The organism is Alistipes sp. 56_sp_Nov_56_25 (assembly GCF_001915285.1).
In the GTDB taxonomy this organism is placed as follows: domain Bacteria; phylum Bacteroidota; class Bacteroidia; order Bacteroidales; family Rikenellaceae; genus Alistipes; species Alistipes shahii.
This window is the reverse complement of record NZ_MNQF01000027.1, coordinates 1-21,938: the sequence shown is the minus strand read 5'-3', so window position 1 is coordinate 21,938 and position 21,938 is coordinate 1. Positions and strand designations below refer to the sequence as shown.

The 21,938-nt window shown below is 55.2% G+C and carries 21 protein-coding genes, 1 pseudogene and 1 riboswitch; of the genes and pseudogenes, 12 read left to right on the top strand and 10 right to left on the bottom strand.

The window, feature by feature from the left end:
- Positions 1 to 240 precede the first annotated feature (240 nt).
- The 4 genes from gap to BHV64_RS07840 form a co-directional block, all read right to left on the bottom strand.
- Positions 241 to 1,257, bottom strand: a complete 1,017-nt coding sequence (gene gap, locus BHV64_RS07855; RefSeq protein ID WP_015547455.1) for a type I glyceraldehyde-3-phosphate dehydrogenase — start codon at positions 1,255 to 1,257, stop codon at positions 241 to 243.
- Between the two features lie 187 nt (positions 1,258 to 1,444).
- Positions 1,445 to 2,200, bottom strand: coding sequence for an ABC transporter ATP-binding protein (locus tag BHV64_RS07850; RefSeq protein WP_015547454.1), 756 nt, complete (start codon positions 2,198 to 2,200; stop codon positions 1,445 to 1,447).
- A complete protein-coding gene (locus BHV64_RS07845) occupies positions 2,197 to 2,940 on the bottom strand; it encodes an MlaE family ABC transporter permease (RefSeq protein WP_015547453.1) in 744 nt (247 codons plus the stop codon). The genes BHV64_RS07850 and BHV64_RS07845 overlap by 4 nt, the downstream gene beginning before the upstream one ends.
- 1 nt (position 2,941) lies before the next feature.
- Positions 2,942 to 3,352: a DUF4834 family protein gene (locus tag BHV64_RS07840; protein WP_015547452.1), complete on the bottom strand. Its 411-nt coding sequence runs from the start codon at positions 3,350 to 3,352 to the stop codon at positions 2,942 to 2,944.
- A 105-nt stretch (positions 3,353 to 3,457) separates the two neighbouring features.
- On the opposite strand from BHV64_RS07840, the gene purB reads away from it, so the two are divergent.
- Positions 3,458 to 4,804, top strand: a complete 1,347-nt coding sequence (gene purB / locus BHV64_RS07835) for an adenylosuccinate lyase (RefSeq protein ID WP_015547451.1) — start codon at positions 3,458 to 3,460, stop codon at positions 4,802 to 4,804.
- Between the two features lie 69 nt (positions 4,805 to 4,873).
- Here purB and BHV64_RS07830 read toward each other — a convergent pair whose 3' ends face one another.
- Positions 4,874 to 6,508, bottom strand: coding sequence for a PL29 family lyase N-terminal domain-containing protein (locus BHV64_RS07830; RefSeq protein ID WP_288115712.1), 1,635 nt, complete (start codon positions 6,506 to 6,508; stop codon positions 4,874 to 4,876).
- A gap of 248 nt (positions 6,509 to 6,756) precedes the next feature.
- A riboswitch (cobalamin riboswitch) is annotated at positions 6,757 to 6,958 on the bottom strand.
- A 285-nt stretch (positions 6,959 to 7,243) separates the two neighbouring features.
- The gene (locus BHV64_RS07825) at positions 7,244 to 7,456 is read right to left on the bottom strand and encodes a hypothetical protein (RefSeq protein ID WP_217726775.1); all 213 of its coding nucleotides are present in this window, start codon (positions 7,454 to 7,456) and stop codon (positions 7,244 to 7,246) included.
- Between the two features lie 564 nt (positions 7,457 to 8,020).
- Here BHV64_RS07825 and BHV64_RS07820 point away from each other — a divergent pair.
- A pseudogene (locus BHV64_RS07820) lies at positions 8,021 to 9,478 on the top strand (amino acid permease).
- Here BHV64_RS07820 and BHV64_RS07815 read toward each other — a convergent pair.
- Both BHV64_RS07815 and BHV64_RS07810 read right to left on the bottom strand, forming a co-directional pair.
- Positions 9,475 to 11,856, bottom strand: coding sequence for a TonB-dependent receptor (locus tag BHV64_RS07815; protein WP_288115711.1), 2,382 nt, complete (start codon positions 11,854 to 11,856; stop codon positions 9,475 to 9,477). The pseudogene BHV64_RS07820 and the gene BHV64_RS07815 overlap by 4 nt on opposite strands.
- A gap of 17 nt (positions 11,857 to 11,873) precedes the next feature.
- Positions 11,874 to 12,752, bottom strand: a complete 879-nt coding sequence (locus BHV64_RS07810; RefSeq protein ID WP_288115710.1) for a bile acid:sodium symporter family protein — start codon at positions 12,750 to 12,752, stop codon at positions 11,874 to 11,876.
- Between the two features lie 150 nt (positions 12,753 to 12,902).
- Here BHV64_RS07810 and BHV64_RS07805 point away from each other — a divergent pair, with 150 nt between their 5' ends.
- A complete protein-coding gene (locus tag BHV64_RS07805) occupies positions 12,903 to 13,499 on the top strand; it encodes an RNA polymerase sigma-70 factor (protein WP_015547440.1) in 597 nt (198 codons plus the stop codon).
- Positions 13,500 to 13,614: 115 nt separating this feature from the next.
- A complete protein-coding gene (locus tag BHV64_RS07800) occupies positions 13,615 to 14,580 on the top strand; it encodes a FecR family protein (RefSeq protein WP_288115709.1) in 966 nt (321 codons plus the stop codon).
- Between the two features lie 85 nt (positions 14,581 to 14,665).
- Here the strand turns inward: BHV64_RS07800 and BHV64_RS07795 are convergent, their stop codons facing one another.
- Positions 14,666 to 15,928 (bottom strand): site-specific integrase, encoded by a 1,263-nt coding sequence (locus BHV64_RS07795; protein WP_288115708.1) that lies wholly within the window; start codon positions 15,926 to 15,928, stop codon positions 14,666 to 14,668.
- A gap of 284 nt (positions 15,929 to 16,212) precedes the next feature.
- Complete coding sequence (locus BHV64_RS07790) at positions 16,213 to 16,617, bottom strand: helix-turn-helix domain-containing protein (protein ID WP_193559105.1); 405 nt, start codon at positions 16,615 to 16,617, stop codon at positions 16,213 to 16,215.
- A gap of 333 nt (positions 16,618 to 16,950) precedes the next feature.
- On the opposite strand from BHV64_RS07790, the gene BHV64_RS07785 reads away from it, so the two are divergent.
- From BHV64_RS07785 to BHV64_RS07750, 8 genes are all read left to right on the top strand, one after another.
- On the top strand, positions 16,951 to 17,319 hold the full coding sequence (locus tag BHV64_RS07785) for a DNA-binding protein (RefSeq protein WP_022331882.1): 369 nt from the start codon (positions 16,951 to 16,953) through the stop codon (positions 17,317 to 17,319).
- A 295-nt stretch (positions 17,320 to 17,614) separates the two neighbouring features.
- The gene (locus tag BHV64_RS07780) at positions 17,615 to 18,055 is read left to right on the top strand and encodes a hypothetical protein (protein WP_130063089.1); all 441 of its coding nucleotides are present in this window, start codon (positions 17,615 to 17,617) and stop codon (positions 18,053 to 18,055) included.
- A gap of 17 nt (positions 18,056 to 18,072) precedes the next feature.
- Positions 18,073 to 19,200 carry a RepB family plasmid replication initiator protein gene (locus BHV64_RS07775; RefSeq protein ID WP_014774734.1) on the top strand — a complete coding sequence of 376 codons (1,128 nt, stop codon included), beginning with the start codon at positions 18,073 to 18,075 and terminating at the stop codon, positions 19,198 to 19,200.
- 22 nt (positions 19,201 to 19,222) lie between these two features.
- Complete coding sequence (locus BHV64_RS07770; protein WP_014774735.1) at positions 19,223 to 19,978, top strand: ParA family protein; 756 nt, start codon at positions 19,223 to 19,225, stop codon at positions 19,976 to 19,978.
- Positions 19,979 to 19,986: 8 nt separating this feature from the next.
- Positions 19,987 to 20,217 carry a hypothetical protein gene (locus BHV64_RS07765; protein ID WP_014774736.1) on the top strand — a complete coding sequence of 77 codons (231 nt, stop codon included), beginning with the start codon at positions 19,987 to 19,989 and terminating at the stop codon, positions 20,215 to 20,217.
- A 2-nt stretch (positions 20,218 to 20,219) separates the two neighbouring features.
- A complete protein-coding gene (locus BHV64_RS07760; protein WP_014774737.1) occupies positions 20,220 to 20,492 on the top strand; it encodes a hypothetical protein in 273 nt (90 codons plus the stop codon).
- Positions 20,489 to 21,247, top strand: coding sequence for a M23 family metallopeptidase (locus tag BHV64_RS07755; protein WP_022043622.1), 759 nt, complete (start codon positions 20,489 to 20,491; stop codon positions 21,245 to 21,247). Before BHV64_RS07760 ends, BHV64_RS07755 begins: the two co-directional genes overlap by 4 nt.
- Before the next feature lie 364 nt (positions 21,248 to 21,611).
- A partial coding sequence (locus BHV64_RS07750; protein WP_288115707.1) for a DUF3575 domain-containing protein occupies positions 21,612 to 21,938 on the top strand: 327 nt, incomplete at its 3' end.

Here is a 21,938-nt window from a genome sequence, read left to right as displayed (position 1 = left end):
TCGATGCAACGAACTGAAAACGAATGTTTTGATGCAAACCAAAGCATTTCGGGCAGGTAACGGATAAGTAACGAAACTCACTGTTAAACCTGCCCGATTCTGCTTTTTTATTGCTTGGAGCATATGCAGAATAGAGAATTAAATACTTGCAAACAAGATATTTACTCTTTCCTGCGCTTCTCTTTCCCTACAAAACCCGAACCACAGAGGTTCCCTCTTTTTCTATCGGATGGCTTTCGACTATTTGTTGTTGTAAGCGGCCATCTTCTCGATCAGCATGAGGACCTTGTTCGAGTAGCCCCACTCGTTGTCGTACCACGAAACGACCTTCACGAAGGTGTCCGTCAGCGCGATACCGGCAGCCTTGTCGAAGATCGACGTGCGGGCGTCGCCCAGGAAGTCCGACGAAACGACAGCCTCCTCGGTGTAACCCAGAATACCCTTCAGTTCGCCTTCCGAAGCCTCCTTCATGGCAGCGCAGATCTCGTCGTACTTGGCGGGCTTGGCCAGGTTTACGGTCAGGTCGACAACCGAAACGTCGAGGGTCGGAACACGCATCGACATACCGGTCAGCTTACCGTTCAGCTCGGGAATCACCTTGCCTACGGCCTTTGCAGCGCCGGTCGACGAGGGGATGATGTTGCCCGAAGCGGCACGGCCGCCGCGCCAGTCCTTCATCGAGGGACCGTCGACAGTCTTCTGCGTTGCGGTGGTCGAGTGAACGGTGGTCATCAGACCGTCGGTGATGCCGAACTTGTCGTGCAGAACCTTGGCGATGGGGGCAAGGCAGTTGGTGGTGCACGATGCGTTCGAAACGATCGTCTGGCCCTTGTAGGTATCGGTGTTCACGCCGCATACGAACATCGGGGTGTCGTCCTTCGAGGGAGCCGACATAACGACGTACTTGGCGCCGGCTGCGATATGAGCCTCGGCCTTCTCCTTGGTGAGGAACAGACCCGTCGACTCTACCACGTACTCGGCGTTAACCTCGTTCCACTTCAGGTTTGCGGGGTCCTTCTCGGCGGTTACGCGGATAGCCTTGCCGTTTACGATCAGCTGGCTCTTCTCCACGTTGAAATCCACCGTACCGTCGAAACGGCCGTGCATCGTGTCGTACTTCAGCATGTAAGCCATGTAGTCCACGGGAACCAGGTCGTTGATGCCCACCACTTCGATGTTGTCGTTCGTGCAAGCGGCACGGAACACCAGACGGCCGATACGACCGAAGCCGTTGATACCGATTTTAATAGTTGCCATAATAATTTGAATTATTTGTTAATAAAAAATTGCGTTATTTTTTTAACAGCACAAAAGTACATACTTTATATAATTTACGCAAATAAAAAATTAAATTTTTTTACGAACCGCGGACGCATCCGTTTCCCGGCACGCACCCGTCCGCCGGAAACCTCCGCCGTCTTCAGGCGCACAACACCGCGGAAGCCTACTGCGCAGCCAGTTTGGCCCGTTTGGCCATGGCCGAGGCGAAGACGAAATCGTTCAGCTCGCGGTTGTCCGCATGCAGGATGTCGTCCTTCGTCCCCTCCCACCACTTACGGCCGTCGTGGATGTATACAATTTTCTCGCCGATCTCCATCACGGAGTTCATGTCGTGGGTGTTGATGATCGTCGTGATGCCGTACTCCTGGGTGATCTCGTGGATCAGGTTGTCGATGACGATCGAGGTCTGCGGGTCGAGTCCCGAGTTGGGTTCGTCGCAAAACAGGTAGCGGGGATTCATCACGATAGCCCGGGCGATGGCCACGCGCTTGATCATGCCGCCCGACAGTTCGGCCGGATAGAGTTCGTTGGCCCCGTCGAGCCGCACGCGCTGGAGGCAGAAATTCACGCGCTCCATCTTCTCCCGCTCGCTCTGCGAGGTGAAGAGGTCGAGCGGCAGCTTGACGTTCTCCACAACGGTCGAGGAGTCCAGCAGCGCCCCGCCCTGAAAGATCATGCCGATGTCCTTGCGGATACTTTTGCGTTCCCGGAAACCGAGTTTCGAAAAGTTCACCTCGTCGTACCACACGTCGCCCGAATCGGGTTCGTGCAGGCCCACCAGCGTCTTGAGCAGCACGGTCTTTCCCGAACCGCTGCGGCCGATGATGAGGTTCGTTTTTCCGGTCTCGAATTCGACCGAGATGTCGTCGAGCACCACCCGGCCGTCGAACGACTTGACGATATGTTCGGCGCGTATCATATAAGCAGGACTTGTGTCAGGATCAGGTCGAAAAGCAGAATCACCACGCAGCTGGCCACCACGGCGCGCGTCGAAGCCGTGCCGACCTCCAGCGAGTTGCCCCGGGCGTTGTAGCCGTAGAAGGCCGAAATCGAGGTGATGATGTAGGCGAAGAAGACGGTCTTGATCAGCGTGTAGGTGATCGAATAGGGCTTGAAATCCATCAGCAGGCCGTCGACATAGTCGGCGGGGATCATAATGCCCGTCGCGGCGGCGATGAGGTATCCGCCCAGAATGCCGATCAGGATCGAGAGGATCGTCAGAAAGGGGAAGAAGACCATCGCGGCGACGATCTTCGGGAGGATGAGGTACGAGGCGGAGTTGACGCCCATGATTTCGAGCGCGTCGATCTGTTCGGTGATGCGCATGGTTCCGATCTCCGAGGCGATCGACGACCCGACCTTTCCGGCGAGAATCAGCGCCACGACCGCCGACGAAAACTCCAGGATCATCGTCTCGCGCGTGGCGTAACCCACCAGCGAGCGGGGAATGAACGGCGAATCGAGGTTGATGCACATCTGCAACGTGATGACCGCGCCGATGAAGACCGAGATGATGGCCGTCAGGCCGATCGAGTTGACACCGAGCGACTCCATTTCGAAAATGATCCGCCGGCGGTAGATGGCGGCCTTCTCCGGACGGGAAAAGACCTTTCCCATCAGCATGAAATAGCGCCCTATGAGTTCGAAAATCTTCAACATGCTACTGCTTTTCCTCTTCGAAATCGACGTAGTCGCCCACATCCTTCGACACGCGCTTCTCGGGCGTTCCCGGGGTTTTGTGCACCTTCACCTCGCCTTCGCGCTCCTTGCGCGGCTGCTCTGCAAAGGGCGAGCCGAAACCGCCGAATCCCTTCGGTCCGGACTGCTGTCCGAAGCCTTCGCCGAACTGCTGCTCCATCTGCTTGCGGACCTTGTAGATCCGCCAGCGGAAAGCCAACATCAGCACGACGACCAAAATAACAAGTCCCATAAGAAAATACAAGATAAACAGCGCTATGCCCTTGAGCAGCGCGGGGGCGCCGAGCGCCAGTATGACGATAAGGAGCGTCGTCAGCGGATTGCGCTGCACGAAGCCCGCCAGGGAGTCGATGATTGCCAGTATGAAATTCATTCCGATTTCGGTTTACATCTCCACAAAGGTATGGAAAATTATGCGTATTTCAATTAAATGTCGTAAATTTGGCGTTTGGAAACGAAAAACAAATCACAATCCCATATGTTAACTCCCCTCACCGCCATCTCGCCCGTCGACGGGCGTTACCGTAATAAAACGGAGAAATTAGCCGATTATTTTTCGGAGCAGGCCCTCATCCGCTACCGCATCCGCGTCGAAGTGGAATACTTCATCGCCTTGTGCGAACTGCCGCTGCCGCAGCTGACCGGCATCGACCGCTCGAAATTCGCCGCCCTGCGCGCGCTCTACCTCGATTTCTCGGACGCCGACGCCCGGCGCGTGAAGGAGATCGAGTCGGTGACCAACCACGACGTAAAGGCCATCGAGTACATCATCAAGGAGAAAATGGACACCCTCGGGCTGGAGGCCTATAAGGAGTTCGTGCATTTCGGCCTCACGTCGCAGGACATCAACAACACGGCCATTCCGCTCTCGCTCCGGGAGGCGATGACAGGCGTCTACTACCCCGTCGTCGAGGAGGTCCGCGACGCTTTGGCGTCGTTCGCCGAGCAGTGGCGCGAGGTTCCGATGCTGGCGCGCACGCACGGGCAGCCCGCCTCGCCGACCTCGCTGGGCAAAGAGTTTTCGGTATTCGTCGAGCGGCTCGAAAAGCAGTTGTTCATGCTCCACGACATCGCCGTTCCGGCCAAGTTCGGCGGCGCCACGGGCAACTTCAACGCCCACCGCGCAGCCTACCCCGAAATCGACTGGGTGGCTTTTGCCAACCGATTCGTGAACGAGACGCTGGGGCTGTGCCGTTCGCAGTACACCACGCAGATCGAGCACTACGACAACCTGGCGGCGATCTTCGACAACATGAAGCGCATCGACACCATTCTCATCGACCTCTCGCGCGACATGTGGACCTATATTTCGATGGAGTACTTCAAACAGCAGATCAAGGCCGGTGAGGTCGGATCGAGCGCCATGCCCCACAAGGTCAACCCCATCGACTTCGAAAACGCCGAGGGCAACTTCGGCATTGCCAACGCCGTTTTCGAGCACCTTTCGTCGAAGCTGCCCGTATCGCGTCTTCAGCGCGACCTGACCGACTCGACCGTGCTGCGCAACATCGGCGTGCCGATGGCCCACGCGGTGATCGCCCTGCAATCGCTGCTCAAGGGGCTGAACAAGGTGATCCTCAACCCCGAGGCGCTGGCGCGCGACCTGGAGAACAACTGGGCCGTGGTGGCCGAGGGCATCCAGACCATCCTGCGCCGCGAGGGTTTCCCGAAGCCCTACGAGGCGTTGAAGGCCCTGACGCGGACCAACGCCCACATCACCCGCGAGTCGATCGCGGCATTCATCGAAACGCTCGACGTCGCCGAATCAGTCAAGGAGGAGCTGCGCGCCCTCTCGCCCTCGACCTACACGGGCGTGTTCCGGTAGGCCGGAACCGACATCGAAAACAAAGGCAGGACCCGAAAGCGTCCTGCCTTTATTCGTCCCGACGGACCGTCACTCCTTGCAGCAACGCACCGTATAGCCGTAAGACCGGTTCATGTCCAGTTCATTATTGATCGAACCGCTGCTCGACAGTTTGCTGCGGAAGAAGAGGTAATAGGATTTGACCGAAGAGGTTTCCGCCGACCAGTAAGCGCCCAAACCGCCGGTCGAGCTGCGCAGCCCCACGATGGCGCCCGAACTGTAATTGCGATAGCCCTGCGCCGGATACCAGGCCGTCTGTTCCCCGTGGGTATAGGTCATACCGTAGTTCGTTCCGTCCCATACCGAAACGCCGTCGATGTACTGACGTCCCGAAATCAGATCCTCCCATGCACCGGTTCCAGGAACCCTGTACCCCGGCGGGCAGGGGTCGTTGAGCGTTTTGGCCTCACCCCACAATGTCGCGTTCGGCGACGCAAGCCAGTTATAGCCGGTTCCGACCTTATCGTTGTAGAACGTCATAGGATTGGCGGCAGCCCCGTCGGTCGTCGTCGCACTCTTGCTGAAAGCCCAGTCCAGCGCCGGATAAGCGGGATTCACCACCGTGCCGTTCTTTGCTTCGAGGAACGCATTGGCCGAAGTTTCCGTTTTCTCGCCCCCGTAGAACGGGTCCTTGCGCCCCCACTGGTAATACATGCCGTAAGCGTCCGTACCGCCTGCGGTCGTACCTGCGGCGCCCAGGTTGCGGTCCATGAAGACCGTCCCGTTCCCGTAGGTCATCGTCTGCGGAGCGTCGGTCACCCAGACATGCCAGCTCCAGACGACCTTTCCGTCCTGCATCAGGGCGACCAGCGCGTTGCCCCTGCCTTCGCCGACCGTGAGGAAAATATCGCCGGAGGTCGTGTCGAGGGCGACTCCCGAAACGAGTCCTTCGGAGTCGGTCCACAGCCAGTCGGCCGTCATGCCGTCCGCCATCTCGATCGCCGGCTCGAATCCGACCCCTTCGCCGGCTCCGTTTCCGCGTACCCGGGCATTGAAAACATACGTTCCGGGCGCCGAAACCACATAGCAGTTGGCCGTCCCCGCAACGCTCAAGTCGTTGACCTGCGCCGCCGAAAGAGTCCCGCCGTCCGTCAGCGCGATTTCCACCCGGCCGTTTCCGGCCTTTACCGACCGGAACAACTCCACCTGCTCGTCGCCCGTGGCTTCGACCGGATTTCCGGAGCCGTCCCCGATCTGCCACGGCGTCACGGCGGCGTCCGTCGTCACGGTCCAGAAACCTTTATCATCGCGCCCCACGACGGGGACAGGCCCCGAAACAGGCATTTTCGCTCCGGCGGCATCTTTCAGCCAGGGAATATCCTTTTCCGCGGCGAGTGTCCAGTAATACGCATCCCCGTCGACCGCAATGCCGATCAGCGGCGCTTCCGCCGCCGCATTGCAGGCTACCGTCACTTCGGTCCCGTCGCAGAACGTAAGGCGCACGCCGTCCTCCGTCTCGGCCAGCGACCGCACTTCCGACTGCGACACGGCTCCGGCCAGCGTCTTCAGCGAGACCAGGCCCGCATTCAGGTCTTCGATCTTTTGCAACAGTTCGGCCGAGGGGGGGGGAACGGGTTTGTCTCCATCCGGGTCCGAAGCCCCGGATTCGCTCTTGCAGCCGCCGAGAAGCAGCGCCCAGGAGCAGATCACAAATAATTTTTTCATCATACCTTGTTTTTTAGTTAATGGTTCCATCTGTTCCGTCCGTAAGGGACAGACTTCACGGAGAATACCGCGCAGGCAAAAACAGGCATGACGACCCGGCAAAGCATGGCGACGACTTCCTCATCCAACCGTAAAAAAGTCTGTCCGAAGAGGTTCGCAGCAACAGGAAAAAGAGGGCCGAAGCAAATAAGGACGCACGGAAAAACCGCCGGCGACGACTTCAGGCGCTCCCTTTCTCCGCAGGAGCAAACACCCTATCGCGCAAGGCAGGTCTTCTGACTTGTCCCCCGAGGCGGCGCCTTCCCGGTCCCGGAGGACCAGTGGCTCAAGAATGCCGCAACGAAAAAGCCCTTGCGGGCGGGACTCACAGCAGCGGGAACTGTTGCCGATTCACACGGCATTCCCTTTTAATTCCCCTCCACGGGGAAACCATTGCACGGCAAAGGTACACTTTTATCGGCAGGAAGCAAGCGATCCGGCGGAATATTTCCGCGAAACGCGCCCCGCCGCTCTGCGCAGCGGACCGTTCCGACCACGATGCGTCCCTTTTCCGGCAGACGGCGGCGCGACTTTGGCACGCGCCTTGTACTTATTTCAGTCAGCTGCGGCACAGCAACCGCAGTGAGGTTTCTTCATTTATTTAAGTTTGGGTTAGTAGTTTTAGGAGGGCAACCTCCTGGGGGCAGCAGGCAATCGTGAGATTCCCTGCTGTTTTTTTATCCCCGGAGGGCATCACTAACCGAACAGGTCGTTGAGCACGGCGGCCAGACGATACGACGCCAGGATCAGCTGGCATTCGGGCAGCAGGTAGGTGTCCGTCACGAACTGCTTGCCGTAGGTCCCGTCGGCCCGCTGCCAGTCGTAGATCACCCGGCAGGCGACGGCCGTTTCGTGCAGCCATTCACGGGGCGTAGCATCGGCTCCCGCAACGGCGAAGACCTCCCACACGCGAACCGTGTTTCGGGAAGATCGGCCGCAAGGCATCGCTGTCCCCGCCACTCACCCGCCGCAAAATGTCTTTTTCTCCTTCCACGTTACAACGCCGTGAATTTTCCTTTAAAGACACTATCATCAGGCATATGCCACAAATAAAACAATAAAAAGAAATAAAACCAAAATTATTCCGGTGAAAATTCCACAACAAGACCCGATAATCGGCCAAACGGTCCCCGGCGGACGGCGATTGCAGGTTCGGCACGCGCTTTGTACTTATTCCGGTCAGCTGCGGCACAGCAACCGCAGTGAGGTTTCTTCATTTATTTAAGTTTGGGTTAGTAGTTTTAGGAGGGCGACCTCCGGGGACAGCAGGCAATCGCGAGATTCCCTGCTGTTTTTGCATCCGCATGCCGGGCGCGCCGTTTCTGCGTGCGCAGGGTACGAAAAAGCCGCCCGGTGTTCCGATCGGTTCTTTGCAACGCTCCGGCCGCCGATTTCACGGGGCGGCAATGCGCTCCGGCACGAAAACTGTGCGGCGGACGACGAGGGAAAACAGCAAAATCCAACCTACCCACCATGGCAAAACGTAAAAATATCACCACGACGCAGCTGGCGCTGATGACCGCTGCAGCCGTCATCAGCCTGCGCGGGCTCCCGATGATGGCCCAGGAGGAACTGACGATGTTCTTCTACATTTTCTTCGCGACGTTCCTCTTCCTGATTCCTGCGGCCCTCGTGGGCGCCGAACTGGGCAGCGCCTTCGCCGACCGCGGCGGCGGCGTCTACACCTGGGTCAAGGAGGCTTTCAACCGCCACCTGGGTTTCTCGGCGATCTTCCTGCAATGGATTCAGAACGTCGTCTGGTATCCCACCGTACTGGGATTCGCCGCCGCGTCGATCGCCTACATGATCGGCGTTCCGGCTCTGGCGCAGAACGGGCTGTACGTCGGGTTGTTCTCGATTGCGATGTACTGGTGCGCGACGCTGGTGACCCTGCGCGGCACGTCGGCCATCTCGGGCATCACCTCGAAGGGATTTCTGATCGGCACGGTGCTCCCGGGCGTCGTCGTGATCGTGATGGCGGTCATCTGGATGGCCGGCGGCAACGAAATCGCCCTGAAGGAGATTCCGGCCGGCGTCTCGCAGATCGTCAACGTCGACGCCGCGCAGCACGTCCACCCGCGTCTCTTCCCCCACATCACGGGCATGAGCGACATCGCGTTCCTGGCGGGCATCCTGCTGCTGTTCGCCGGCGTGGAGGTGCACGCCGTGCACGCTCCGGAACTGGCCAAACCCCAGACGCAGTTCCCACGGGCGATGTTCCTCGCGGCGCTGATCTCGTTCGGACTGTTCACGCTGGGCGCGCTGGCCGTGGCCATCATCACCCCCTACGACCAGATCAACCTCCAGTCGGGGCTGTTCACCACCTTCCAGATCGCTTTCGAACGTTAACACGTGGGATGGCTCTCGAACGTCATGGGACTGCTCGTGGCCTTCGGTGCGCTGGCGGGCGTGATGTCGTGGATTTCGGGCCCCAGCCGCGGCCTGCTGTGGACGGCCAGGGACGGCGCTCTGCCCTGCTTCCTCCAGAAGACCAACAAGAACGGCGTGCAGCTCAACATACTGATTATCCAGGGCTGCATCGTGACGCTCCTCTCGTCGCTTTACATCGTGATGGACGACGTCAGCGTGGCGTTCTTCCTGTTGAGCGCCCTGACCGTGGGACTGTATCTGATCATGTACATGATGATGTACGCCGCGGGAATCCGCCTGCGCTACACGCAACCCAAGCTCATCCGCAGCTACCGCGTGCCGGGCGGAAACACGGGCATGTGGCTGATCGGAGGCGTAGGGTTCCTCGCCGTGCTGTTCTCGTTCATCGTCACCTTCTTCCCGCCTTCGCAACTGCCCGTGGGCAGTCCGGCGACGTACACGTGGCTGGTGGTGACCGGCACGGCGGTCTTCCTCGCGATCCCCTTCATCATCAGTTTCGCAATGGACAAACGGAACGCCCGGCGGACGCCGGAGGCTTAAAACTCGACCGTCAGGCCCAGCGTCGGGAGCAGCGTGCCGCTCACCTGTTCGAGGTATTTCATGCGGTAACGCCGTTCCGAAGCCGGAGCCGAGGGGTTCTCGATCTCCCCCGTGGACATCAGCACGTCGGGCTGGCGCAAACGACCGCCCGCAACGTTTTGCAGGTCGATGTAGAGACCCAGCATGCAGCGGCGGAAGTAAAACACCTTGTCGATGCGCACGTCCAGCTGTGCGAAGGCGTCGAGCCGCCCGGCGTTGTATTTCGAATAGTCGTAGTAGGGCCGTCCCTGCGCATCCCACGCCTCGACGAGCGACGAACGCTCCACGTCGTAGGGCGTGTAGGGCGCACCGCCCACGGCGCTCAGCTTCGCACCGAAGCTCCAGTGGCGCGGCAGGTCGTAGGTTCCGCTGACGTTGACCACGAAACGGTTGTCCCACGCCGAGGCGATCCACGGGGCCTGCCGGTCGTTGCGGTACTCCGAGCGGAACACGGTCACCGATCCCACGACGTTCACTCGCCCCGGAATCTGCCAGCGGGCCATCGCCTCGACGCCGTAGGCGCGCCCCTGCGCCGAGGAGACCAGCTTCTCGTTGCCCACCACGCCGTAATCGTTGCCCTTGCACGAGAGCGGAATCCCGTCCGCCACCGACAGCGGCACATCGCCGTAGCGTTTGTAAAATCCCTCGACCGAGACGATCAGCCGGTCGCGCAGCCGCCAGTCGACACCCGCGCTGAAGACCCCGACGCGCATGTAATCGAGCGATCGGTTGACCAGCGCGTCGTCCACCTTGAATCCCAACGCCGTGTAGGGCGGCAGCTGGCAGTAAAGTCCCGCGCTGCCGCTCACCGACCAGCCGGGACCTACCGCATAGGAGACCGAAGCCCGGGGCGACAGCTGGCGCCACACCCGCGCCATACGTCCCGAGTAGTCGCACCCGTCGGCGCGCAGGCCCGCCGAGGCGGTGAACCGCTTGTCGGCCGAGGCGTATTCGGCCCCGGCGAACAGCCCCCAGCCGACGATTCCCAGCCGGGTCCGGTAGTCCGACAACTGCGTCCTGTCGGTATAGAGCCGTTGCAGCGTGCGGTTCGTGTAGTCGGAATAATTCACCTCGACGCCCTCGCGGACGGTCCAGCGGCCCAGATAGGTGCGGTTCTCGGCCCGGAGCGTGGTCTTCTGCTCCACGGAGCGCAGCCGGAGCGTCAGGTTGTCCTCCGACGAATCATCGTTGCGCAGGTATTTCAGGTTGCGGTTGTTCAGGTAGTTGTGGCTCAAGGTCACGGTCTGCACGTGGCGGCCCGCATAGTGACGCCACGAAGCCCCCACCGTGAAGGTCTCCTGCCGGATGCGGGGCAGGTAGCTCAACAGGTATTCGGCGTCCTCGCCCTTCTCGTCGACGTTGAGACGCATGTTGTCGAATCCCGCAAGGGCCAGCACCGTCAGCTCGTCGCGCTCCGAAAGGCGTGTCTTGACTTTCGCCTGCCCGTCGATGTAGTTGGGCAGGAAGGGCAGCCCCAGCAGTTTGAACAGCAGTTGCAGGTAGGACTGGCGGATGGAAAACAGATAAGTCGTCTTGCCGCCGATGTGCCCGCTGCCGCTCAACCCCACTTCCGAGGCGCCCAACGTCGCTTTGAAGGTCTGCTTTTCGGCATTGCCGTCGCGGAGACTGAAGTCCAGCACGGAACTCAACGCCCCGGCCCGGTCGGCGGGAAAGGCTCCCGTATAAAAACTGATTTCGCGCACGAGGTCGGCGTTGACGATGCTCACCGGACCGCCCGTCGCCCCCTGCGTGGCGAAATGGTTGATGTTCGGGATTTCGATCCCGTCCATGTAGAACTTGTTCTCCGCAGGCCCGCCGCCGCGCACGATCAAATCGTTGCGATACCCCACGGGCGAGAAGGCCACGCCGGGATACGAGCGCACGATGCGCGACACGTCGCGGTTCGAGCCGGGGCTTTTCTCGATCTCCCGCAGGCCGATCACCTTCAAACTTACGGGACTCTCCGCCGTGACGCGGAACGGCGACGGACGGACCGTCACGGCCTCCAGCTGCGCGGCATCCTCCTCCAGCTCGACTTCGATAAAGGGCGTGGCGGCCGAGACCATGTATTCGGGCGTCGTGAGGCTCTTGTAGCCCACCGACGAGACCGCCAGCCGCCAGATGCCCGGCTTCACGCGCTCGATGCGGAACCTCCCCAGCGAGTCGGTCGAGGCTCCCTTCTGCTCCTGCCCGGCCAGCACCACGGCGGCATAGGCCACGGGGCGGCGGCTCAAACGGTCGATCACCCGCCCGCTGACGGGATAGGTCCCGCCCTGCGCCCGCACGGCAAACGCCGCGGCCAGGCCGAAAAACAAAACAGCGACTTTCAGGAATTTCATACGGCAAAGATACTCGGTCAAGCGCCTTCCGACGCCGTTTCATCGGTACATTTCGGCAGCAGTTTCAGGTACGAGAGCAGAACCACGTTCATCACGAGGGCGTAGACGATGGCCGGGACGGCCATTTCACCGCTGTCGAAGATCAGCGGCGAGGTGGCGACGGCGATCGCCTGCGCAGCGTTCTGCATCCCGACCTCGATGACGATCGTGCGGCGCACCGCCCGCCGGAGCCGGAACAGGCGGGCCAGCAGCGATCCGCCCGCCATCGCCAGCAGGATCAGCGCACCCGCGGCCAGACCCAGCACGCCGAGATTCTCCAGAATCGTCGAGGCGTACTGCACGAAGAACACCGCCGCCAGTAGCATCAGGGCCGGGAAGGCCACACGCCCCAGCAGCTCGTGCACACGCCGTGCCGCCCGGGGCCGCCAATGCCTGAAAAGCGCCCCGCAGATCATCGGCAGGAACAGCAGGACGATGTTCTGCACCAGCAGTTTCCCGACCGGAAGTTCGATGGCCGCACCGGCATGCACCGCGACGAAACGCGCGGCGAAACCCATCACCAGCGGAATCGTGAAGAGCGTGATGAGGCTGCTCAAAGCGGTCAGCGTCACCGAAAGGGCCACGTCGCCCTTGGCCAGCATCGAAAAGACGTTCGACGAACTGCCTCCCGGACAGCAGGCGACGAGCAGCAGTCCCAGAAAATAGACGGGCGGCAGGCGGAAGGCCAGCCCCACGCCGAAGGCGATGAGCGGCAGCAGCGCCAATTGGCCCAGCAGCCCCGCGACAACGGCCGCCGGACGGCGGGCCACACCGGCGAAGGCCTGCCGGTCGAGTTCGATGCCGAGCTGAAACATCAGCGCGATCAATACAGGCAGTACGATCCAGACGGTATTCATAAGCGATGTAAAACGACGATCCCGGGGCGCGGACTTCCCGGCAGCCCGGTTCCATTTTACTGCAAAGGTGGCCCTTTTTTCGGGAATCCGGCCCGTTTTCCGGAAAAAATTGTAATTTTAACCTTTCAATTACGCGAGATACGACGGTTTATGTCCCTGAACACCAAATACGACATCCTCGACAACCGACTGGTCATCCGACGGCTCAACGCCGGGGACCGGCAGTGTTTCGAAGCGTGCTACCGATTCTATTACAAGGGATTGTGCAGCTTCGCTTCGCGCTGGGTATCCCTCCCCGTGGCGGAGGACATCGTACAGGACACGATGCTGTACATTTGGGAAAACCGGGACCGCCTGATGGAGGAACTTTCGCTGAAAGGACTTCTGTTTATGATCGTCCGCAACAAGTCGCTGGACCGCATCACCAGCCAGAAGGTCCATTCACGCGTCCACCAGCAGTTGGAAAAGAGATTCGCCGACCAGTTCGACTCCCCGGACTTCTACCTCGGCACGGAACTCGCACGGCTCTACCGCGAGGCGCTCGCCCAACTCCCCGAGCAGACCCGGCGCATCTTCGAGATGAGCCGCTTCCAGGGCATGACCCACCAGCAGATCGCCGCCGAGATGGAGGTGTCGCCCCAGACCGTCAACTACCATATCGGCCAGGCGCTCAAAGTCCTCGGCGTCGCGCTGAAGGACTACCTGCCGCTGATCGCGCTGTTTTTCGAAATGCCCGGGAACAACTGAAACCCCTGCCCCCTGCAACCGACCATATGCAATAAAAACGAAAGCCCGAAAAAAAATCGGGTTTTCGTTTAGTAACTATTTCCCCAAAACCGTATTACTGTTAGAAACCGAACTTATGAAAGAGATCGACGACAACCTGCTGACCGAATTTCTCGAAGGAAAACTCGACGAACCCGCCAACCGCGAGATCGAAAACTGGTACGACGCCTCGGAGGAGAACCGCCGCCGGCTCGAAGCGCTCTACTTCGTGCTCTTCGCCGGAGACCGGCTCCGTGCCGCCGCGTCGGTCAACACCGACCAGGCCTTCAGATCGTTGCAGCGGCGCATCGAACTGCGCCGCACGAAAACAAGGCCCCAATGGCGGCAGATCGCGGCGCGCTACGCCGCCATCCTCGTCGCGGGCGTGATCGTCGCAGGCATGTATCTCTACCAGAACCGGCCGGACGACCGCATCTGCACGGTCAGCGCCGAGCGCAGCGACTGCTCGGTGACGCTGCCCGACGGCTCCGTCATCCGGCTCACCCGCAGTTCGCAGCTCAACTATCCGGCCTCGTTCGACGACGGGAACCGCACGGTGCACCTCACCGGCGAGGCCTTTTTCGAAGTCAGCAAGCGCAACGGCGCGCCGTTCACCGTCACCACGGTCCACGACGCCGAAGTCGTGGTCCGCGGAACCAAATTCAACCTGAAAGCCTACGACGACAGCTCCGATGTCGAAACCGTACTGGTCGAGGGAGCCGTCGATTTCCGCGCCGCGGACCACGTCATGGCTCTGCACCCGGGGCAGAAAGTCTCCTACAACCCCACGGACAACGACCTGACGCTGCAAACGGTCAACGTGGAGGCGGAGCTGGCCGCGCGGCTGCGCACGTTCCGCCACGTCGACCTGGCGCAAATCGCCGGGGTGATCGAGGATTTCTACGGCATCGGCGTCGCCTTCCGCAGCGAGGCGCTCAAAAACATCCAGTTTACCGGAACGCTCGACTTCAACATGCCGATCGACCATATCCTCGAAGTGCTGACGCTTTCGACGAACACCCGTTTCAACCGCAACGGCGAAAAAATCACCATTCACAAATAATCCAATCTTAACCAAACCTCTATGAAACAAAAGTTACTCCGTATGCGGCATGCCTGGTATCTACTGGCAGCATGCCTGACACTCCTTATTCCGTGGGGGGGGGGAAATGCAGGCGGCGCCGTCGCCCCAGCAGACTTCGGTCCGCGTTGAAAACGTAACCAGCCTGAAAGGACTGATTCAGGAGATCGAATCGCAGACCTCCTACCGGATCTCCTACCAGGGCAACCTGGCGGACAACGTCCCCGTAAAAATCGCCAAATCGACGAAATCGGTTTCCCAGCTGCTCGACGAAGCCCTGCGCGGAACCGGCATCACCTACATCATCCGTCAGAACAACATCATCCTGACCCGCGCGGCGGCACTTACGGATACGGTCACGTTTCTGCTGTTCAGTCCTATGTACGGCAGCATCGAGAATTGGAAAAATATAATCGCGATCATTTCCAAACGGACTGGCATACTTTTCTACGATTTTAGCTGAAATGTCATTCAGTGGGAAACTTATCGACTTGCCTGTCTTTTTCCTTACATAGCAAACCCTACCATCCTTCAAATTGCAGAAGCGGAGCAATGCAATATCCGAGAAATTTATTCCTGCACCAAAATAGCTGAACAGAAATAAATCCTTTGCAAGTCCCATATAAAAGCCAGAATCGGAAAGTTCGAGTGCGAGGATTCTTTGCACCTCCTCCTTGGAAATCGACCGTTTCTCTGTATGAATATCAAACTTGTTTATTTTGAATCTATTAAACGGGTATGCGTCCTGCTTGATAACGTCCTGCTCTATGGCTTTATTGAAGACGCTACGGAGCGTTCGAAACAGTTGGCTTATCGTGGTGTCTTTACATCCTCTGGCGTGCAACCACTCTTCATATCTTTTCAGCCACACACAATCAATCTCTCGAAAGGGAATATCGAGTTTATTACGCGTGTAACTCATCAACGAATTAAAGGAGTATTTATAGACCGCCAAATTACCCAGCCTCTCCATCTTCTTCATCTCCGCAAACAACCTGCCGTACATTTCCGCAACAGTTCGCCCTTGGGTCTTTTGTTCAACAGCCTGTGCCAACGATCGAGGGGTATACTCTTTGCGTTCAGCCATCATATCGACAACCAATGCGTTGTACTCCGCCATTTTCGAAGCAATCAGTTTGTCAATCACTATTTTATTGGGACAGTTTCGTTTGGGCTTATTCTTCTCGAAATCCCAGAATTGAGGTAAAACCGCTACGCCAAGACTGACGTATTTCTTTTTTCCGTCTTTACAGAGACGAATCATCAACGGATGCGCTCCGTTTGCAAGCGTTTTCGACTTGTAGCATAGAATGCTGACACCTGTTGCCATGCGAGTTTGTGGTTTAACTCTCGGTTTAACTCAACAGCTAAAAACGGTGGTAAACCACGAAAACAGCGCATATAAAAAAAGACAGCTGCATTTCTGCAACTGTCTGATTTTCATTGGTGGGAACATGCGGATTTGAACCGCAGACCTCCTGCTTGTAAGGCAAATTGCCTAAACCACCTAATCAATTAGCGGGCTTTATGTTAGCTAATGTATGTAACTTTTTTGCAAAACCGGTAATAAAAAATTAGTATAATATCAACAATTAAAAAAAACGCCACAAACACCTACATATCAGCTAATTGCGCGCCTATTGCGTGGGGGGGGGTGTTATTCAGACCTAATTTTCGCTCCAATTCTTCTACATGAATTTTTAACCGTTCATTTTCTCGAATCAGCTGTTCATCACGATGAAGAATCATCCCCACAGTAGTATCAGTTGCAACATTATCTACGACCTCTTTATCAACTTTCATTCTTCCCTTGCCCTGCATCAACCATTCAATCGACACGTCAGGGAATGTTGCAATAAATTTCGCCAATACATCTTCAGTAATACCCGTCTTTGATTCCAGTGTACCACGAGACACGCCTATTTTCGCATAAAATTCGCGTTTGCTAATATTAAGATTATCAGCAAATTGCAAAATTCTTTGTTTGATCGGCGAAATCTTTTGCTCTTTTTCTTGCATTTTGGCGAAATCTTTTGCAACTTTGCATTGTGATACATGCGTACTACATTCAAGTACCACAATAAACTGGGTAAAGATATAATAAAAACTACTGAAAGCCAAGCAAAATGGGTAAAAAAACATCATTCTGCAGAACTCCGCATAAAGCCAGCTGGGAGAACTACCTAAAGAATCTGGACATTGATGCGTCTGTGAGTTTCAAAAATGTGGACAATACTGCAGCCAACGCCCGCCAAGCGATCAAGAGATTTCTCAAAAAATGGCCCGGAAGAAAATTTTCAACTAAAACGTGTAAAGAAGATCATTCTTTCACGATAGTAAGGGTAAAATAGCATGGCACAGGAAACTATCAAACGACGTAAACGCAAACGCGGAAGCGAAATGTCCATGAAGGAACTCCAGCAGCTCGAATTCCTAAATGGCGTACAGGCTGCGCGATACTGTGGAATATCGCCCAGAACATTCTACTACTACCTCAAGCAAATCGACATACAGAAGTACACCCGCACAACCATGTCAAACGGGGAGAAAATACTCTACCGTCGAAATGAGCTGGATGAAAAATTGCGACCCAAATCTTTGATACAGACAGTTCAATTTATACATATTCAGGAGCAAAATCAATCTCTGACCGCAAAAAAGAGAAAAGCTCTTGGCCCTCAAGGTAACGCCGTGACGGTCTTACAGAGGGCAGCGAAGTAGATGGTCACAATTCGCGCATTGGTCGTAAGTACAGGTTCTCACGAGCGATGTATGACAAGGCCAACAAACAAAACGTCTACTTCGGACAGCAAGGGCGCATTGCAGAAAGTTATCTCAGCGCCCTTGCTTTATAAAAATTATTCAACTATGCCCGGAAATAAACCACTGACACGCGAAGAGTTCCGAGCCTACATGAAGGAGCGGGATCGCAAACTCAAAGCCTATGACACTGCCGAAAGGACAGTGAAGGTCATGTATAAAAGTCTGTGCCCGGCTTGCGAATACAACGCAACCCATGGTAAGAAAATCATCTATAATTGCCCAAATTGCAAAGTCAGATATTGGAATAATTGCAGTAAGAATCAGGTTAAGAACGGCGGGATATTATCCGCCCTTCAAAGCAAGTATGGAAATATCGAATGGGTCAAAGCCTACAACCCAGATGGCACGCTTTACTATGAGTGGAAACGCCACGAGCGTAGGTACGAGCAAGATATTGATGGAAGATGGGTTCCAAAAGATTAATAAAAAATATTGCGTTATGGCTGCTAAAACTTGCGTCACACAGAACAAGGTCACAATAACCTTCAGCACCCCAGAGGAGATAGCAACTCTCAATCTTATCAAGGGAATAACTTTCTCCCGATCATACAAAAAGGCAATCATGCAGATGGTCGAGACATACGATGCGCTCTCGAAGGAGTGCTCTAACCTGAAAGCAGCGTCTCATAAATAACCGCTATTGACGAAGCCGTGAATCACAAGATAAAGACAGACATCGGGTATTGTGTGGTCAGCGACGATTGTGCGCTCGACGAAGAAGAACTGAAAACATTGGCTGCCGACATCAAAAAGCAACCGAAGCTCACACAACCGAATTTCTTTATCGACATGCGTTACGACTATAAATTCATCCAGTTGCAGGCATTGTTGAAAATCACGGAACTACTCCAACCGGTAATCCAAGGTAATATTAAGAACAAAACATCGGGAATCGCCAATATGGACTGCGTAAGCGTATACCAAGAACGAAACGAGGTGGAGATCGTACTTCCCCTCGCCTCTTTCGGCGTATTGCGACATTATTACGAAGAATTACGGGCCGCTTTGATTGCCATGCCTACTATCCAAGTCGATTACCCCAAATGGTCACATCAGTTCCGTAAAACACTACATGGCAAGGGGCCGCTCTGCACGTATGTAGCCATAAGTCGGGACGAGAAGAACAAACGCCGGGAATTGGTACATTTTTTCTTCCCGATCGAGGTAGCTGCATGCATGGTCACTCCCCAGTTCGGCTTTACAAGATTGCTTCAGCGCTCCCTCGAAAAATTCAAGAATATCTATACAACCAAAATCTATTTGCAGATTTGCAGATCGGCAGATGCAGGCAAATGGGTCGTAAGTTATTCTACCCTCCGGAAGATCTTATGTGTCGGCAATAAATTCCGGCGCTACTACGACTTTCGGAACCGCATTCTCAAAGAGGCCGAAAACGCACTCCGAGGGAACTCTAATCATTGGTTCGGTCTGGCTGAATGTTTCAAGAAAGGCGAGCAAGATCCTTACCTTTTGATCTTCAATATCTATTCGGCAAACAACCGACAAAACAGTTACGACGAATATAACCGACTCCGGGATAAGATGCTCTCGACAATGGTTGATTCCATGCATATTACGAGAGCTACGGCGCTGGCGCTTACGCGGAAAGTCAATATCCGCAATTACAATTACGTCTGGCGCAAGCATAACCTGCTAATAGCCAACATCGCCGGCAATGACGAAGTCCTCGACAAAAAGGCATACTATGTCAGCACCATGGAGCGCATCATCGAAACGGAGAAATACAGCAAACTCGCAGTACAACAAGATCTTTTTTAATAACCTTCAAAAACCGCTTACTATGAAAACGATCACGATCACAAATCTGAAAGGCGGGGTTGGCAAGACCACAACCGCGATCAACCTGGCGCACCGCCTCGCATCCGAGGACAAGCGAGTTCTCCTGCTCGACACGGATCACCAGGCCAACCTGTCCCGTTTCTTCAACGCCCAGTCCGAAAGAAACATCTACCAACTGTTCATCGGTAAGGCTGCTCCCCAACCCTACGCAATCTCCGACAACCTGCATATTATTTCTTCCGACATGGAAACCGCCACAATCAATTTCAGGTTGATAGGCCAAATGGCCTGGCACTCTGTTCTGAGAAATAAACTCGTGTCCAGTGGCTTTACAGCACTATACGACTACTGTATAATCGACTGCCCGCCGGCCCTCGATATGATAGTAACGAATGCACTGACGGCGGCAGATTACGTTTTGATTCCGCTTACATCCGGGCAGTTTGCGTACGATGGCCTCCGGAACATCATAGACCGCATCGACGAGATCAAGGAGAGCGCCAACCCACATATTGAAATTCTGGGAATTCTGCTGACGATGGTGTCCGAACGCACCAGAGCAGTAAAAACGGTGAAGGATATGCTCAAAAAGCATGGTCTGGACATCAAGACCTGCGAAGCTCGTATCCGTCAATGCGAGGCCTTCAAGCAGGCCGAACTCAAGCATATCTCAATATTCGATTACGACCCCAAATCCAACGGGGCCTGCGACATGGAGACATTTTTCCAAGAAATACGCCCGCGTATTGAAAAATAAAGAGCGATATGAAATCAGACAGCATTTTCAAGTCATTAGACGCTATTGCCACGGAAGGTATTTCCCGCAAAAAAAGAACGCTCTTTGCGAAAAAGGTCACGATCGACCTCGACGAGCAACACCTAATCATCCTGGACAAACGCCTGAAGATGGCCGGCTACCATGGATGTATGCGGGGCGTAATCTGGGAAGCCCTGGAACTCCTTGCAGATAAATACAACTTACAAAATAACGATTAACCATGACTGATAGCGAATATCTGAGCCAGAGAAAAGAACTGGAGAATCGTATTGCGCAGCTCGATGCCGCGCACCTCAATGACCGCGAATATATGGACGGCGATCATGTCCATATCGACATAGGCTGGAAAAGTGTACGCGGGGTGATTTGCGGCTGCTACATCGAAAAGGCTGACGGAAGTATACACTACTACTATCACCCGCTGAAAAAGGATGGTACTCCGGGGAAAGCTGTCAGATCGACATTTGTGGGTTGCAAACTTACGAAGCTATGAATATCGTGTATCTCTGCATAATCACCTTGTTCGCAGGGCTTACTCCCTCCGGGCAAGCAAAAATCGACAAGTTGCTGAGTATGGCTTCGAACTATCAACAGGTCGAAAAAACCATCATGCTCCTCATGCAGCCGAATAAGGTAATCACCCGGATACCCTGTATCTCGCCGTTGCAGGCCGAGGATCTTCGCCATATCCCGGTAAGTTCAGCATACGGCCAGCGGCTTCACCCGATCCTGAACGAATACAAACATCATTCAGGCGTAGACCTTCCGGGAATATTGGGCGAACGGGTATATGCTACGGCCGACGGCACAGTGGCGGAAGTCGGAGAAAATAAAGTAATCGGAAAATTCGTCAAGCTAACACATGCCTACGGATTCACGACGGTTTACGGACATTTAAGCCAAATTAAGGTCACTGACAATGGAACTGTCCATATCGGTCAGGTAATCGGGTTGGTCGGCAACACCGGCCGCAGCACCGGCCCGCACCTTCACTATGGAGTAAAGAAAAACGGCAAGGAACAGAATCCCCTGCCGTATTGCTATCTGTACCTACACTGGCTGAAAATGTTGAATTGTGAAGGGAAGAATTCCGCTACTTTAGATCACGCCTCTTCCGCTCGATCGTTGCCATCCGTTTCTTCACAGTGCGCCGACCTTTCTCCACGTAGTTCTTATACACGGCATCAGGAATCTCCACGATTTCGTCTTTGTGAGCTGCAATATATTCCTCAAGCAGCTTACTCATAATCTCACTATTCGAAACGGTTATGTTACCCTGACGAATAAAAGTATATTTCAACGTAAAAAATTTTCTGTGCTCTTCTTCCGAAACCGGGAAAGTCATTTGTATCATATTTCCAGCGTTTTGTGCAAAAGTAGAAAAAAATAACAGAAAAGTACCGGTTCTGCTCACATTATTATCATTCAAGATAATAAGTTGATTACACATCAAAATAAATAAATGCCAAAATTAGAATATATCACATTACATACTTGTATTTTATACATAATTTATGGTTATAACGTATTTTATTTATTTAACATATTATACATAAATATACGTTAATAAATTGATTTTCTATATATTTGTCGCATAAAACAGTTGATTATAATGAAACGTTTTCTACTCTTTTTCATCCTAATATCAGCATACTCAACGACATACGCCCAGTTCTCGTCCGTATCAACCAACATCGTCGGATGGGCTGCCGGGAACATAAACGCGGCCGTCGATCTGAACGTGAACTTGCACAATACGATCAACATTCCGGTGTCAGCCAATCCGTTCAAGTTCGGAGACACCCAGTGGAGCCATGTCGTCCTGCAACCGGGATGGCGGCACTGGTTCGTCGAGCGATACATCGGACAGTTCGTCTCCCCCTCGCTGTTTTATGCCAACTACACCATAGGCTACGACAAACGCACCTTCAAAGGCAAC